This is a genomic window from Acinetobacter sp. CY17 (assembly GCF_059515825.1).
In genome coordinates this window covers 84,477-99,915 of record NZ_JCAKMX010000015.1, presented here as the reverse complement: position 1 = coordinate 99,915, position 15,439 = coordinate 84,477, and the positions used below count along the sequence as shown (strand labels likewise).

The following is a 15,439-nucleotide window of genomic DNA, read 5'->3' as shown; positions in this document are numbered from 1 at the left end:
ACCGCCAAGGCCATCAATTACACGCTGAAGCGTTGGCCAGCTTTAAGCCGCTATCTGGATGATGGCAATCTACCGATTTGCAATAATTGGGTAGAGAATCAGATGCGACCTTGGGCCTTAGGACGCAAGAACTGGCTGTTTGCTGGCTCGCTGCGCAGTGGCCAACGAGCTGCCAATATCATGACTTTAATCCAGTCAGCAAAGCTCAATGGCTTGGATCCGTATGCCTATTTAAGTGATGTGCTGAAAAGGCTACCGACACACAAAGTGACCCAAATTGAAGAATTACTGCCACACCGGTGGCAACCCGACCAAAATTAAAAAATAGGTATGGGGTTCAGCGGATGCTTACGCAACCCGACCAAAATTAAAAAATAGGTATGGGGTTCAGCGGATGCTTACATTTAAACTAAAAATATCCTTAATGTATTCTTGATCTGATAAATCCAAAGAATGTCCCCATATACTGATATTAATATCTAACTTTCTATTTTTCTCATTTGCTGCACGTAAATTTCGCCTAGTCACAGGATTAGTTGAGATTAATTGTTCCGCAATTTGCTCTTCTTGAAATAAAATTTCCTCCTTATACGAATCTAAGAATAAATAATCTGTTTCTTTAAATAATTTTTGGTGATACTTAGTAAAACCAAAAGCTTTTAACCTTATCAGTTCAGGGGCTTCCAGATCTGAAACTCCTAAAACAATATTCTGGCTAGCTCCGTGTACACCATGTAGGTAATCTATTTTGACTTCTGTATCCCTATAAATTCGAGAGTAAGTATCTGTATAATTGAAGGAAAAAATCTTACTAGGTCTTACCCAATCTTCTGCATCAATATTTATTTGATGAGCTAAAGGAATCAGCGTTTTTATCAATTTGTTAAGGTAGACATTAAAAATTCCAACAAATTCATTTAGCCCATTTAACAAATGACTTAAGAATAATGAAATATCGAAACCATTTTTCAAATGCTTATTGGGAGAAAACTCCTTATTAAGATAAAAGGTTGAAAATTCTCCGCCATTTTTCATCGACTTACGTTCTTGCACAAAATCAAAACTCTTAAGAATTTGAAGATTTCGTTGGCTAAACTTATTTCCTGATTCAGTAGTACTCTCTAACGCATCAACTGTCTTAGCAGATTCATTTAAGTCAGAAATATAAGGAAGTACATTCCCACAAGCTAACAAAACCTCTTCAATTTTATTTTCGAAATCAATCCAAGAACCTATATCTTTTGTATGCTTTTCAAAATATCTGTACCAAGTATTTTTTCCTAATTTATCTTTTAGATCAGACAAATCATCTGCACTCAAGTTAGCATTTGAAATATCATAAAAGAGCTTTGTATGAGTGATAAAAACATCCTTTTTGGCTAACAAATGAGAAAACAGGTTATCAAATCTCATATCTCCCTTTTCTAAATTCCAATCTTCTATACTTTTCATTACAATCATAAAGTGATCGTATTTAGTCGGCAAATAATGTGATAAGTCAAAACCATTGCCCACAATTAAAATATTTTCAGCCACCCTATCCCCCAATAAAAAAGCGTATCAATTGATACGCCTAACATAGAAGAATGGCTTAAAAAAGCAACCTAACTTTAGGGGCATACAGCCGTTTGGAAAGACTTGGTATTACTGCCACGGCTACATTTATAAGCCGCTTTCTTATCCACTAAATTCCATTGCTCATCCACTAACTTAAATTGATAGGTGGTACGAATTGCACTCACAGAATCATCCATTAAACCTGACTCTAAAACCGTCACTTGCGCGGCAGTTGGCGCTTCCACACGGTTAAATACCTGACGAATCTCGACTGCATTTAATTCTGATTCTAAATTTGGCTGCGCCTTTAACACCTGCTCAAGTGGCGTATAAGACGAATGCACCACCCCTTTGGCTTTATTAAATAAATTTTCCGTGGTGGCACACGCAGTAAGTGATGCCAATACAGCAGTTAAAGCGAAAAAACGTAACATATAATTATCCTTAATTGTGTTTATAAAATTTGATCATGCCGCGCCTAAAAAAAAAATTCTATGGCAAGACTGTATAAAAAAAGCCCCAACAACTGTTGAGGCTTTTTTGCTTAATTGATCATATTAAAGATCAAATAATTTACCAGGGTTCATAATACCGTTTGGATCGAATACTTGCTTTAACGCTTTCATGTATTCAATTTCTTCTGCTGAACGGCTGTATTCAAGATATGGCTTTTTGGTCATACCTACACCGTGTTCCGCAGAAATAGAACCGTCATATTTCTTCACAGTATCAAACACATATTTATTTACAACTTGGCATTTCGCAAAGAAGTCGTCTTTGCTTAAATCGGCAGGTTTTAAAATATTTAAGTGTAAGTTACCGTCACCAATATGACCAAACCAGCAGATTTCAAAGTCTGGGTAGTTGTCAGACACAATTGCATCAATTTCTTTAATAAATGCAGGAACATAGGTAATTAGTACTGAAATATCATTTTTGTATGGTGTAAATGGCGCAATCGACTCAGAAATATCTTCACGTAAACGCCATAAGCTCTCCACTTGGTCTAGGCTTTGGCTTAACACGCCATCCCATACCCAACCTTGTTCCATACAGTGCTCAAAGATTTCCATCGCCTTGTCCATAATTGGCTCAAATGGCGCTTCAAACTCAAGTAAGACATAGAATGGGCATTCGGTTGCAAATGGACGTTGTACATGACCATGATCAAGTACTTTTTGCATCGCAAGTTCACCAAAGAACTCAAATGCTGTTAAATCAATTTTCGCTTGGAATGCATGAAGTACAGGCATCACCGCTTCAAAGTCAGGTACACCCAGTACCATCACTTGTAAGTCTTGTGGTTGACGCTCTAGCTTAATTTCAGCTTCTGTGACTAAACCTAAAGTCCCTTCACCACCAATAAATAAGTGTTGTAGCGCATAACCTGTGGCATTTTTAATCATGCCTTTGTTTAAACGCAGTACATCACCTTTACCAGTCACAACTGTTAAGCCTAGTACCCAGTTACGTGTCATGCCGTATTTAATAACTTTAATACCACCCGCGTTGGTACCGATGTTACCGCCAATTTGACTTGAGCCCGCAGAAGCAAAATCGACTGGGTAATACATGCCCTGTTCTTCAGCATAGTTTTGCAACTGTTCAGTCACTACACCTGCTTGTACACGTACCATACGGTCAGCTGGGAAGAATTCCAAGATTTGGTTCATCTTGTCCATACTGATCACGATTTCACCGTTGGCCGCTACAGCACCCGCTGATAAACCAGTACGACCACCTGATGGTGTTACTGCAACATTAAATTGGTTGGCAAGTTTAACAATCTGTTGGACTTGCTCTGTGCTGGAAGGAAAAACGATGACCGATGGATTTGGGTCGAAGTGTTTGGTGTGGTCACGTCCCCAATTTTCGAGGCTGTCAGCATCAGTTTTAATACGGTTTTCACCGACGATAGCTGTTAATTGAGCCAATAACTCAGGTGTTAAAGCGACTGGAGCATTCATCGTTTGCAGACCTAGCAAGAAGTTTATTCACAAGAATATGAGCAAAAAACAAACATTTAAAATGAATATTTTTCATCTCATCATGCACAAAAATCGTTCCATTTTTTGGAGGTGGTTTTTGCGGGACACTATTATAAATCATTTTTGCCCAAGACTCGCAGAAAATGGCATTTTTGCTAATGTCGCTTACAAATTACAGGCTTAGTTAGACCAAAATTTTAAAATTAGGCGATATTTTCAACATGCAAGAAAATCCATGGGTCATAAAGCAAATGTTTATAGTGTATTTTCCTATGCTATCATATTGCCACTAAATTTGGCCTTTGTAGCGGAGCCGTAATGAGCCAACATCTTTCTCTACCTAAAGATAAAATCCGTTTCTTATTGTTAGAAGGCGTGCACCAAAACGCAATCGACACATTAAACGCAGCGGGATACACCAACATCGACTATCGTAAAACAGCGCTTGAGGGTGAAGCACTGAAAGAAGCGATTAAAGATGCGCATTTCATTGGTATTCGTTCACGTACTCAGTTGACTGAAGAAATCTTTGAAGCTGCGAACAAACTTATCGCGGTAGGTTGTTTCTGTATTGGGACGAACCAAGTGAACTTAGACGCAGCAATGCGCCGTGGTATTCCAGTATTTAACGCACCATATTCAAATACGCGTTCGGTTGCTGAACTGGTACTTGCTGAAGCGATTCTTCTTCTACGCCGTGTACCTGAAAAATCAACAGATACACACGCTGGCGGTTGGAACAAATCTGCGGTAGGTTCATACGAAACTCGTGGTAAGACTTTAGGTATCGTCGGTTACGGTTCAATTGGTTCACAATTGTCTGTGCTTGCTGAAAGCATGGGTATGAAAGTGATTTACTTTGATACAGTGACGAAATTACCACTTGGTAATGCACGTCAAGTCGGTTCTTTAGGCGAGCTGCTTGCCAATGCTGACGTGGTGTCTTTACACGTTCCTGATGTTCCGTCTACACGTAACTTCATGACCAAAGACCAGTTTGCACAAATGAAAGAAGGTTCAATCTTCATTAACGCGGCACGCGGTACATGTGTCGTGATTGAAGACTTGGCTGATGCTTTAAAATCTGGTCACCTTGCAGGTGCTGCGGTTGACGTATTCCCGAAAGAGCCTAAAGCCAACGGTGAAGAATTTGTTTCTCCACTTCGTAACTTGCCAAACGTGATCTTAACACCGCACGTTGGTGGTTCAACCATGGAAGCTCAAGCAAACATCGGTTTAGAAGTAGGTGAGAAATTTGTCGCTTACTCAGATAAAGGTATGACTTTATCTGCGGTGAACTTCCCAGAAATCGCGTTACCATTGACTGAAGGTAAACACCGTTTACTTCACATCCATAAAAACGTTCCAGGTGTGTTGTCTAAAATCAACAACTTGTTTGCTGAACATGGCATCAACATCTCTGGTCAGTCTTTAATGACTAAAGGCGATGTAGGTTATTTAGTCATGGACGTAGATGCGACGGCATCTAAAGAAGCACTTGATACATTACATGAAGTTGAAGGCACAATCCGCGTTCGCGTATTGTTCTAATTCAATTTAAATAAAAGCCACAGTCTTTAAGGCTGTGGTTTTTTTATTGTTATGCACACTCTTTTTCGCCTACCACAGCTGCACGCTATTATTTTGTTGATCATTGCCATGATCTCTATCCAAAGTAGTGGCTCCTTGGCCAAGGTTTTATTTGCCGATTTCCCGATTTTAAGTGTTTCCGCTATGCGCTTATTTTTGGGAGCAACTATGTTGGCCATTGTGTTTCGAATTTGGCAGGTCAATTTTAAACATATTCATTATTCGGCAATCATCAGCTATGGCATCGCCTTAGCGGGTATGAATATATTGTTTTACTTGTCTATTGCACGCTTACCTTTGGGTATTGCGGTGTCATTTGAGTTTATTGGCCCGTTAAGCGTAGCACTGTATTACGCACGGCAAAAGTTTGACTTTGTTTGGGTGGGTCTGGCCATTTTAGGGTTGGTGCTACTGTTTCCCTTTAATCACACAGCCTCACTTGACCCGCTGGGCATTTTCTTTGCTTTAAGCGCAGGTGCATGTTGGGCGTTGTATATTGTGGCTGGGCAAAAACCATCTGGGGTTTCGGGTAATCATACGGTATGTTTAGGCATGTGTGTGGGCATGCTGTGTTTAATGCCAGTGGCTTTATACATGGGCATGCCCAGTGCGGTGTGGCAACCTCATTATCTGATGCTCTTTGCAACTTTAGCCCTATTGGCCAGTGCCTTACCCTTTTGCTTAGAAATGTATGCCCTACGTCATATGACACCCTTGGCTTTTGGTACCCTGACCAGTTTAGAACCTGCCATTGCTGCATTATCGGGGTTTATTTTTTTAAGTGAACAACTGTTATGGACGCAGTGGTTGGCTTTAAGTGTGATTATTTTGGCCTCTATCGGTTGTACTGTTACCACACAGCAGGCTAAACAAAAAACTCAAGCTCAGCTTAAACAAGAAAAAACCACGCCATAGCGTGGTTTTATTCTATTAAGTTGGTGTGGTGACACATCCCTCATCACTATCTACACCCCCATCAATTCTAGATGGCGTTAACTCCATAATAAAAGACATTCCAGAGTTACGTTCAAATCCATATGAACCAAACATGGTGTCACAATAGCGACCATTTAACACCGAAGCAAATAGATTGATAGAGTGGATAGGCCCCTGATCATAGACCTCAAAACCTGTATAAGGTGCTGGTAATGCAATATGAGTACGTACACCAAATGGAATTTGATAAACCAGTGTGTTCCACTCTCGATTGGTGTTCTCTATTTCTACTGTTAACTCACATGGCTGACCTGTTAAATCTTCATCTACATTATAGGCTTTACATTCTGCGTAGAAATCAAGCCCCAACGTATCAGCTAAAGTTTCTAGCTCTGTCAGTTTAATCACCACATTTTCAGACGCATCTGAAATCTGCGTACCACGGTAACGTACCCATTGATTATTTTTCCACATTAAGGGGGTCTTTGCCTGCCATTGTAAATTTTGATGATTGGCTAAGGTACTGACTACCTGACTACTTGACAGACCAATGCTAAAAGGAATTTGGTTATTTAACACACCCTGACAAGACGTCGCTGTTCCATCTGCTAATTCACAACTGACATTATTTTTGGTGGTTGGCAGTTGCAATTGAATGATGACTGGTGAGTCCGTTGAACTTTGCGCTTGACCAATGAAACCATTTCCCACTCCATAGGCTTTCCAAGCAATACTTGCTTGGGTGGGTATGTTAACAACTTCTAGACCACTGACTGGAATATGTGAGTACTTAGTTACTCGAGAGCCATCATTTAAGCGAATCTCAGCCATTGCATGACAAGGTAAAGCTTGTCCTTCAGCCATACATTGCACCAATAAAGTACCGTCATTTTCAAACTCTAAATCCCAGTTCCATGTCGAAAAATGCGATACAGTGGCATGCACTGCCAAACCTGTCGAGGACTGAGCGGATTCGACTACATGGCCTATACCTTCTTCTCGCCATAAGCCTTTGGCTTCATCAAAATACCACATTGGAATTTCTGTACCGACTGTCATTTCTTGATTGGCAATATTTTCAATGGGTAAATCCATCATCAAATCTGCGCTTTTACCGCGAGCCAACTGTAAGGTTTCACCTTGTTCATTTTTAAAAGTTGCCGATATCATCCCTGCACTAATTAAATCCACAATATTGTTTTGATTATTTTGTGCTACACCATTGGCAGGCATTGCATTTAAATCAGTACTTTGAATATCCCAAGGGGTAAATTCGATGATGACTTTACCTGTGGCAAGTTGACCATTTGGACGTACAAATGCGTTCGCAGGAATAGTGATACTGGCATTTAGTTCTGAGCTTTCAATAACTTGTGCTTGTTCAATTGTAGCCACTTCAATTAGGTTTTTTACCATTAACAAACTTGCATTCATATTTTCAAGCTCTGAGGCTTTAATGCGTAGCGCTTGATTAACAAAACCTGCTTTTTCGATCTGCACCACAACATCCTGAGCAGCTTGTGGAATATTCACATTAAAATTGGCTTGACCTGCGGCATCTGTAGTAAAAGTTTGCCCTGCTATTTTAATTTTGGCATTGTTAATCGTGTTGCCCGTGGCTGTTAAGATTAAGGCTGAAACTTGTTTTTGAATTGTATTTTCTGTCGGTGGTGTCACTGGATCATTTGAACTCGATCCACCACAACCAATTAAACTCAGACCAATCATACTGGCCAATAGCACTTGCTTCCATGGAGATTGCATGTGTTTTTTCCTTATAATGGTTATAAAGTTTTGTTTAATAATGCTTCAACTATAGCTTGCAATTATATTGTTCATTTTTCAAGCAAATATAAGCATTTGATTACATTTTTGCCGGTATTATTTAAAGCTATAATAAACGCCAACTCCTATTCGAATTTTAACTTATGGCTCGTCCGCAATTGCTTGCAGTATTGTTTATGGTGCTTTCTATGATCTCGTATCAAATTAGCGCCTCATTTGCTAAACAGCTGTTTTTGCAGATTGATCCTTTAAGTGTCACGATTCTAAGATTATGTTTTGCATCAATAATTGTTTTTGTGATGTTCCGTTCATGGCATATTTTAAAGCGGCTGAGCTTTTTAAAATGGCGTGATTTAATCTGCTATAGCGCAGCACTATGTTTAATGAACGTGCTGTTTTATCTGTCGCTTGGCGAACTACCCCAAGGGATTGCGGTGGGTTTAGAGTTTATTGGGCCTTTAGGGCTTGCCTTACTTTCTATTCAAAAAGGTAGTGACTATATTTGGGTTGGATTGGCAATTTTAGGGATTGGCTTAATGGTGCCATGGCAGCAAGCACTAGCAGGTAATTTCTCAGTTTTTGGTGCGATTTGTGCTTTAAGCGCAGGTTTATGTTGGGCATTTTATATTTACTTTGGGCAAAAAGTGGTACAGCAAAACATTGGCATGCATGCGCTGACCATTGCTATTACGTTATCTGCACTGAGTTTATTACCGATTGGTTTATATCAAAATGCCCAAGCCTTACTTAATATCGAATATTGGCCGCAGGCGCTAGCCATCGCGATACTGGCGACTGCCATTCCTTATGCCTTAGATTTACAAGCCTTAAAGCGTTTAAGTAAATTAAGCTACGGTACTTTATCAAGTCTCTCGCCAGCTTTGGCTGCACTGACAGGTTGGGTATTATTGGGCGAAACCATCGCCTTTTGGCAATGGATCGCTCTGGGCTGCGTGATGTTAGCTTCAATTGGGGTTAGCATGCGAAGTAAATCCAGCTAAACGCTTGCCACGTTGAGCTCAATCACTCACTTAAACTAAGGCATCTTTATCAGACTTTTTATATTTTTGATATTCAGCTAAATACTGTTTGGCTAAACTGGTTTTTGCTTTGTCCGCTAAAATTTTTCCTGCTTGCTGGAAAAAACCGTGCTCTTCTTCATCTAAATGATGCAGCACAGTGTCTACCAGTTTCTTGGCTTTATTGAGCCAGCCTGGGTTACTCATTTCGAGTTCTGTTAGCTCTTCGAGCAACTCATCCATTTTATGATGTTCGGCTAAGGCATGGCGGGTAATGTTCAGACCTGAATCACTCATCATTAATGGAATATAAAAATAACGATCTTCCCCAACAGCATGTGCGAATAATTCATTTTTATAGCGCTCAAATAATGCTTTACGTTCAGGACTATCACCTGAGGTGTTTAGTAAAGCTTCCCCTAATTCACGTTGTTTTTGATGACTTTCTCTTAATGCTTCAAAAATATTCATAAATGATCCTTGGCGATAGCTGATGATCGGTTGAATATTTTTTATACTTAAAAACCCTATCGCTTGAATATAGTAAAGCTGTAACTTAAGCGCATTAACCTACAAAAATTTGATAGCTTAAACGTAAAATTAATACACTAACTAAAATTAAAAATAGGATACGAATAAAACCACTGCCATATTTAAGCGCCATTTTAACCCCAACCACAGAACCTAGTACATTCGCTACAGCCATCATTAGACCAATTCCCAGTAGCACATGCCCTGTAGGGGCAAAGAAACTTAATGCTGCTAAATTGGTGGTGAGATTGGCAACCTTAGACAATGCCGAAGCATGTAAAAAGTCGACTTTTAAATAGCGAATAAAATAAAAGATAAAGAAGCTACCGGTACCGGGACCAAAAATACCGTCATAAAACCCAATGATTAAACTGCCCACAGCAGCTAAAACCAAAAACTTTTTGGTGATTGCAAACTGTATATGTTGCTGGCCAAATTGCTTTTTAAGTAGTGTATAAACTGCAATTACAATCAGCATCATTAACACCAATGGACGCAAAATATCTGTTGGAATTAAAGTGACACAGGCTGCCCCTACAAATGAGCTAAGAAAAGCACAACTTCCAATCACCCATAAAAGCTGCCATGGCAAAGTGACTTTACGTAAATATGACCATGCAGCTGAAGCTGTACCACAAATTGAAGATAATTTATTGGTTCCAAATACGGTTGCGGGTGCAAGCTGTGGCATTGCACCCATCAGCGCGGGAATTTGAATTAGACCACCACCGCCAACTGCCGCATCAATTGCACCAGCAAAAAATGCGAAAATAATCAGGCTAATAATAATGTCTAATTCCATGAGAATTCCTAGTCGAGATTTAAAACGCGTTTGGGGATTAAACGTTTTTTATCGCTAATTTGTGCCAGACCTAAGCATTTTTCGCCATCAAAGACCAAGACCTGTGCTTCAGCAGCATGCTCAATATTACTTTCCATACCACGGCAGAAATACTCAGCGCGACCTTCAGGCACTTGGATATGAGGGAAGTGTTGCACAGGCGCAAAAGCAGGTAACAATAACGCATCGCGTTGTTGTTCGGTGAGGCTTTCAAGATGTTCAATAGTATAACTTGGAATTAAATCGAAGTGCCCGGTCTGAATACGGTGTAAATAAGTTAAGTGACCATATGTGCCCAATGCTTTAGCCACATCTTCACCTAATACACGAATATAGGTACCTTTAGAGCAGGTCACATCTAAAGTAATGCTGTTTTCATTAAAAGAGATAAGCTCTAATGCATAAATCGTAATTGGACGTGCTTCACGCTCAATTTCAATACCTTTACGCGCCAACTCATATAAAGGACGGCCTTCTTTTTTTAAGGCTGAATACATCGGTGGGACTTGCTGAATATCACCGATAAACTGTTGCAATACGGCTTGAATTTTCTCTTGCGTCAATTCAGGCACTGCTTTTTCTAACAGCACATCACCCTCGACATCACCTGTAGTAGTGCTGTGTCCTAAAAACACCGTGGTTTGATAACGCTTGGTAGAATCGAGTAAATAATGTGAAAACTTGGTTGCTTCACCCAAACAAATCGGTAATAAACCAGAAGCCAAAGGATCAAGTGCGCCTGTATGCCCACCCTTTTGCGCGCGATACAACCAGCGCACTTTTTGTAACGCTGCATTAGAGCTAATCCCTAGAGGTTTATTAAGTAAAAAAACACCACTCAAATGGCGACGCTGCACTTTATTTGGAGAAGATTTCATAACAATTAAAGCCAAAAAAATTGGCTCATGGTAACAATCTGATTGTGAGCTGTATAGCTATTCAAAGGAGCTGTTTTTGCATTACACTGCTGTATAAAAAGGATGTCTGTATGCCAAAATGGATTGGGATCTTGTTGTTGGTTTTACTTGGACTAGGCACATTGTTATTGTGGTTACGTCCCCATTCATCAACACCACCACAAAGTGTGCCGCAATCTGTGCCATTGGCTCAGCCAAGAGCCTTACACACTCCTCATGCATCAAATACTACGGTACAAAGCTTAAGTCAGCAAGATACGCAAATTAATTGTCAATTACGCTTAGATGCAGCCGCACAATTAATGGTTAATGAGCAAACCAAACAGTGTTTTGAGTACTTTATTAGTCAATATGGTGAAAAAGATTTAACGCAAATTGAACGCGATTTTAGTAGCTATATTAAAACCGCTTATCACAGCCCAAGCCGTGAACAAATTTTAGATTTATGGCAACGTTATTTGGGCTATCGTCAGGCCTTAGCCAGCATTAATAAACCCGTAGGTGAAGAAAATGCAGCTTATTTTGCTGCCATTTTTACTGCTACAAAAAATTTACGCCAACGCTTTTTTAATAACGAAGAAATAAATGGTTTATTTGGTCAAGAAGATCTCTATCAAGATTACACCTTGTCTCGGCTGAGCATTTTAGAAAATCAAAATTTATCTGAACAAGACAAAGCACAGGCACTTAATGCTTTATTTCAAAACTTACCCACAGATTGGCAGGACAATTTAAAGAGCTTATCGCAACTTGAAGATTTACGTAGTTTAAGCCAGCAACTCAAAGCCCGTGGAGGCAGTGCTGCGGAGCTTAAACAGTTACGTTTAAATCTAGTGGGTGCAGAGGCCACCGTTCGTCTTGAACAACTCGATCAACAGCGGCAAACATGGAAAAATAATGTACAACAGTATTTAGCTGCGCGAGATCAAGTCTTACAAAGCGCATTGAGTGATCAAAGCAAACGACAAAATATTCTACAATTACAACAACAGTATTTTCCTGAAAAACAACAACAATTACGTTTAGAGACGTTTGAAAATATTCATGATCAAGGAGGTGTTTTACCCTTTGCAGAATAACCTACCCCCCTGTTTAGGACAGAACAGGTTCAACTTTCGAGGATGATGTCTATGTTAAAAATCTGTTTATCGACTGTGTTGCTGGCAATGGCTTGTCATAGCTACGCCTCTAATAGTAGTCAAATAAAGACTAACTTTGTTATTTCGTCTTATGCCAAAACTCAATACCCCCTAGTCTTTGCCCATGGTATGGGAGGATGGATTCGTGCTGGTACAGATGAGTTAGGTGTGGATTATTGGTATCAAATTTTACCCGACTTAGCTCGTAATGGTGCAAATGTGTGGGCTACACGAGTTTCCCCGTTTAATTCATCTGAAGTACGCGGTGAACAACTGTTACAGCAAGTGGATGAAATTATTGCAATTACAGGCAAGGCTAAAGTCAATTTATTGGGTCATAGTCATGGGGGGCATAGTATTGCCTACGTAACCAACGTAGCCCCAAACAAAGTTGCTTCGGCCACTGCAATTGCGAGTCCATTAAAAGGCTCTAAAACTGCTGATTTTATTATGCAAGTCGAAGGCTCGCAGCTACAAGCACCTGTGGTAGATGTGGTTAATTTTGTATCTAAGATGCTGGTCTGGGCACAAAGCATTGAGTCAAATAGCTTTCCACATGATTCTTTGAGTGCTGGTAAAAGTCTTAGTTTGGCTGGTTCAGCCGCGTTTCAAACTAAATATCCATTAGGCATGCCAACATCCACCTGTGGCGATGGCCCTGCACAACAACAAGGGATCTACTTCTATTCATTTACAGGCACAGGTACGCTGACCAATGCTCTTGATCCTGATGGATTATTGGCAGTCACAGCAAAAATTACCGATGCTCAAGGCGATAATGATGGTTTAGTGACACGCTGTAGTGCCAAATTTGGTAAAACTATTCGTGATAACTACAACTGGAATCATCTCGACATTATTAACCAATTTTTTGGTTTAACGCATGTCTTTGCGCCCGATCCTGTTTCTGTTTACCGTCAACATGCCAACCGCTTAAAACTACAAGGTTTATAAAACAAAAAAATGCGCCACAAGGCGCATTTTTTTAAGCGTATAAAGCAGATTATTTTGCTTTACGAGCTGGTAATTTTTCACGGATACGTGCAGCTTTACCAGACAATTCGCGTAGGTAGTAAAGTTTAGCGCGACGTACATCACCACGACGTTTCACTTCGATACCAGCAACGATTGGAGAGTGAGTTTGGAAAACACGCTCAACACCAAAACCGCTAGAGATTTTACGTACTGTGAAAGCAGAGTTTAAGCCACGGTTTTTCTTAGCGATTACAACGCCTTCGAAAGCCTGAAGACGTTCACGCTCGCCTTCTTTTACTTTAACTTGAACAACAACTGTATCACCTGGTGCAAAAGCAGGGATATCAGTTTTTAACTGTGCATTTTCAATAACTTGAACTAAAGGATGCTTACCGCTCATGGGGTATCTCCAATATGTGCGAGTCAGAAGCGGTCTGATCTTCGCAGGGTTTAGAGGCTAAAGCGCATAAACCCGATTATATTTCTCTTTACACTTGACCACTTCAAGATATAAAGAACCTATTAAAAGCACCTAAAAAATTTTAGATACCTGAATCTTTGAGCCATTTTTTTTGCTGCTTGGTCAACTCAACTTGCTCAACCAATTCTGGTCGACGTTCAAGTGTACGCTGATAACGCTGCAAAAAGCGCCATTTTTCAATATTTGCATGATGACCCGATTTAAGTACCTCAGGCACATCCAAACCTTCAAAATGGTCAGGCTTTGTATATTGTGGGCAGTCAAGTAGGCCATCCACAAAAGAATCTTGCACATGCGATTGCTCATCGGACATCGCACCTGGAAGTCTGCGAATAATGCTGTCCAATAACACCATGGCAGGCAGTTCACCACCCGATAACACGTAATCACCAATTGACCATTCCTGATCAACATATTTTTGGATTAAACGTTCATCGACCCCTTCATAACGCCCGCAAAGTACAATCAAGCCGTCGTATTCAACAAACTGCTGTACCGCATGTTCATGTAGAGTTTGACCTTGTGGTGACATATACACCACTGGGACATTGGTTTTTCCCGCTTGTTGTGCAAGTTGTTTGGCATGTTGAATCGCTTGAGCCAAAGGCTCAGCCATCATGACCATGCCCGGACCACCACCAAATGGACGTTCATCCACTCGTTTATAGTTACCCGTTGCAAAATCGCGTGGATTAATACAATGAATTTGCATTAAATCGCGTTTTGCCGCACGCCCGCTAATACCGTAGGCTGTAATCGCTTCAAACATCTCAGGAAAAAGCGTAATCACTGCAAAAAACATCGCAGATTCCTCTATTTCCTATAAGACTTAGTAGTCTACGCCCCAATTTACGTAGATACGACCAGCTTCTAGATCAACGCGTTGTACCACATCTTTATGCCATGGGATCAAACGCTCTTCAGCATCAACGCTGTCTGGTGTGGCATGTACCACCATAACATCGTTGGCACCTGTTTCAAACATTTCATGGATTTTACCAAGGTTTACTTCTTGTTCATCTTCATCTAGACCTAACACAGTTAAGCCTTTTAAATCTGACCAGTAAAACTCATCCATCCCTGCTTTAGGAAGTTGCGCTTTTGAAATCCAAATATTAGCGCCAACTAAGCCATCTGCTGCTGTGCGATCACTCACACCTTTTAAGCTGACAACTAGACCTTTGCCATGTGGTTTCCAACGTTTTACATCTACCATTTGCCAACCTGCTTTGGTCTCAATGTACCAAGGCAGGTAGTCAAATATGTTGCTCATGGGTTCTGTATTGGAATAGACCCAGAGCCACCCATTCAACCCATATGCTGAACGTAGCTGTCCAATCTGAATACGATCTTCTGGAACATTCTGTGCTGGTGTCATGGGATTACCTACTGACATTAAGCAGTAGCAGCCGCTTTCTTAGCTTGAGCAGCTAAAGAAGCAACACGTTCAGAAGGTTGAGCACCTTGAGCGATCCAGTGAGCAAAACGTTCAGTATCTAAACGAAGTTTTTCTGCTTTACCTTGAGCTGTAGGGTTGAAGAAACCAATACGTTCGATGAAACGACCGTCACGTGCATTACGGCTATCAGTTACGATAACTTGATAGAAAGGACGTTTTTTAGCACCACCGCGTGCAAGACGAATAACAACCATGATAGAACCTTATAGTTTTTACGGATT

Annotated in this window: 17 protein-coding genes; 6 read left to right on the top strand and 11 right to left on the bottom strand. The window is 40.4% G+C overall.

What is annotated here, in order from left to right; translation table 11 throughout:
• Window positions 1-321, top strand: a 321-nt coding sequence (locus AC5YCI_RS11225) for an IS66 family transposase (RefSeq protein ID WP_496175544.1), incomplete at its 5' end; no start/stop codon positions are given.
• Window positions 322-387: 66 nt separating this feature from the next.
• Here AC5YCI_RS11225 and AC5YCI_RS11220 read toward each other — a convergent pair.
• The 3 genes from AC5YCI_RS11220 to AC5YCI_RS11210 all read right to left on the bottom strand — a co-directional run bounded on the left by AC5YCI_RS11220 (window position 388) and on the right by AC5YCI_RS11210 (window position 3,524).
• Window positions 388-1,536, bottom strand: a complete 1,149-nt coding sequence (locus AC5YCI_RS11220) for an AbiH family protein (protein WP_496175543.1) — start codon at window positions 1,534-1,536, stop codon at window positions 388-390.
• A 74-nt stretch (window positions 1,537-1,610) separates the two neighbouring features.
• Complete coding sequence (locus AC5YCI_RS11215) at window positions 1,611-1,991, bottom strand: hypothetical protein (protein WP_496129921.1); 381 nt, start codon at window positions 1,989-1,991, stop codon at window positions 1,611-1,613.
• Window positions 1,992-2,114: 123 nt separating this feature from the next.
• Window positions 2,115-3,524 (bottom strand): D-2-hydroxyglutarate dehydrogenase, encoded by a 1,410-nt coding sequence (locus AC5YCI_RS11210; protein ID WP_496129922.1) that lies wholly within the window; start codon window positions 3,522-3,524, stop codon window positions 2,115-2,117.
• A gap of 339 nt (window positions 3,525-3,863) precedes the next feature.
• Between AC5YCI_RS11210 and serA the strand changes: the two genes are divergently transcribed.
• Both serA and AC5YCI_RS11200 read left to right on the top strand, forming a co-directional pair.
• Complete coding sequence (gene serA, locus AC5YCI_RS11205) at window positions 3,864-5,096, top strand: phosphoglycerate dehydrogenase (RefSeq protein ID WP_496129923.1); 1,233 nt, start codon at window positions 3,864-3,866, stop codon at window positions 5,094-5,096.
• 51 nt (window positions 5,097-5,147) lie between these two features.
• Complete coding sequence (locus AC5YCI_RS11200) at window positions 5,148-6,050, top strand: EamA family transporter (RefSeq protein ID WP_496129924.1); 903 nt, start codon at window positions 5,148-5,150, stop codon at window positions 6,048-6,050.
• A 15-nt stretch (window positions 6,051-6,065) separates the two neighbouring features.
• On the opposite strand, the gene AC5YCI_RS11195 is transcribed toward AC5YCI_RS11200, so the two are convergent.
• A complete protein-coding gene (locus AC5YCI_RS11195; RefSeq protein ID WP_496175542.1) occupies window positions 6,066-7,835 on the bottom strand; it encodes a hypothetical protein in 1,770 nt (589 codons plus the stop codon).
• A 164-nt stretch (window positions 7,836-7,999) separates the two neighbouring features.
• Between AC5YCI_RS11195 and AC5YCI_RS11190 the strand changes: the two genes are divergently transcribed.
• Window positions 8,000-8,857, top strand: coding sequence for an EamA family transporter (locus AC5YCI_RS11190; protein WP_496129926.1), 858 nt, complete (start codon window positions 8,000-8,002; stop codon window positions 8,855-8,857).
• A 30-nt stretch (window positions 8,858-8,887) separates the two neighbouring features.
• On the opposite strand, the gene AC5YCI_RS11185 is transcribed toward AC5YCI_RS11190, so the two are convergent.
• The 3 genes from AC5YCI_RS11185 to truB form a co-directional block, all read right to left on the bottom strand.
• Entirely contained in the window at window positions 8,888-9,346 is a 459-nt protein-coding gene (locus tag AC5YCI_RS11185; protein WP_496175541.1) for a hemerythrin domain-containing protein, read from the bottom strand.
• Between the two features lie 94 nt (window positions 9,347-9,440).
• Complete coding sequence (locus AC5YCI_RS11180) at window positions 9,441-10,208, bottom strand: sulfite exporter TauE/SafE family protein (protein WP_496129928.1); 768 nt, start codon at window positions 10,206-10,208, stop codon at window positions 9,441-9,443.
• An 8-nt stretch (window positions 10,209-10,216) separates the two neighbouring features.
• Window positions 10,217-11,125, bottom strand: a complete 909-nt coding sequence (truB, locus tag AC5YCI_RS11175) for a tRNA pseudouridine(55) synthase TruB (RefSeq protein WP_496129929.1) — start codon at window positions 11,123-11,125, stop codon at window positions 10,217-10,219.
• Between the two features lie 110 nt (window positions 11,126-11,235).
• Between truB and AC5YCI_RS11170 the strand changes: the two genes are divergently transcribed.
• Together AC5YCI_RS11170 and AC5YCI_RS11165 are read left to right on the top strand one after the other, a co-directional pair.
• Complete coding sequence (locus tag AC5YCI_RS11170) at window positions 11,236-12,243, top strand: lipase secretion chaperone (protein WP_496175540.1); 1,008 nt, start codon at window positions 11,236-11,238, stop codon at window positions 12,241-12,243.
• 42 nt (window positions 12,244-12,285) lie between these two features.
• Window positions 12,286-13,257, top strand: coding sequence for a lipase family alpha/beta hydrolase (locus AC5YCI_RS11165; protein WP_496129931.1), 972 nt, complete (start codon window positions 12,286-12,288; stop codon window positions 13,255-13,257).
• 49 nt (window positions 13,258-13,306) lie between these two features.
• Here AC5YCI_RS11165 and rplS read toward each other — a convergent pair whose 3' ends face one another.
• The 4 genes from rplS to rpsP all read right to left on the bottom strand — a co-directional run bounded on the left by rplS (window position 13,307) and on the right by rpsP (window position 15,412).
• Complete coding sequence (gene rplS, locus AC5YCI_RS11160) at window positions 13,307-13,678, bottom strand: 50S ribosomal protein L19 (RefSeq protein ID WP_122900042.1); 372 nt, start codon at window positions 13,676-13,678, stop codon at window positions 13,307-13,309.
• A gap of 142 nt (window positions 13,679-13,820) precedes the next feature.
• Window positions 13,821-14,561: a tRNA (guanosine(37)-N1)-methyltransferase TrmD gene (gene trmD, locus AC5YCI_RS11155; protein ID WP_496129932.1), complete on the bottom strand. Its 741-nt coding sequence runs from the start codon at window positions 14,559-14,561 to the stop codon at window positions 13,821-13,823.
• A gap of 27 nt (window positions 14,562-14,588) precedes the next feature.
• Window positions 14,589-15,137: a ribosome maturation factor RimM gene (gene rimM, locus AC5YCI_RS11150; RefSeq protein ID WP_496129933.1), complete on the bottom strand. Its 549-nt coding sequence runs from the start codon at window positions 15,135-15,137 to the stop codon at window positions 14,589-14,591.
• Between the two features lie 17 nt (window positions 15,138-15,154).
• Window positions 15,155-15,412: a 30S ribosomal protein S16 gene (gene rpsP / locus AC5YCI_RS11145; protein ID WP_122900046.1), complete on the bottom strand. Its 258-nt coding sequence runs from the start codon at window positions 15,410-15,412 to the stop codon at window positions 15,155-15,157.
• Window positions 15,413-15,439 lie beyond the last annotated feature (27 nt).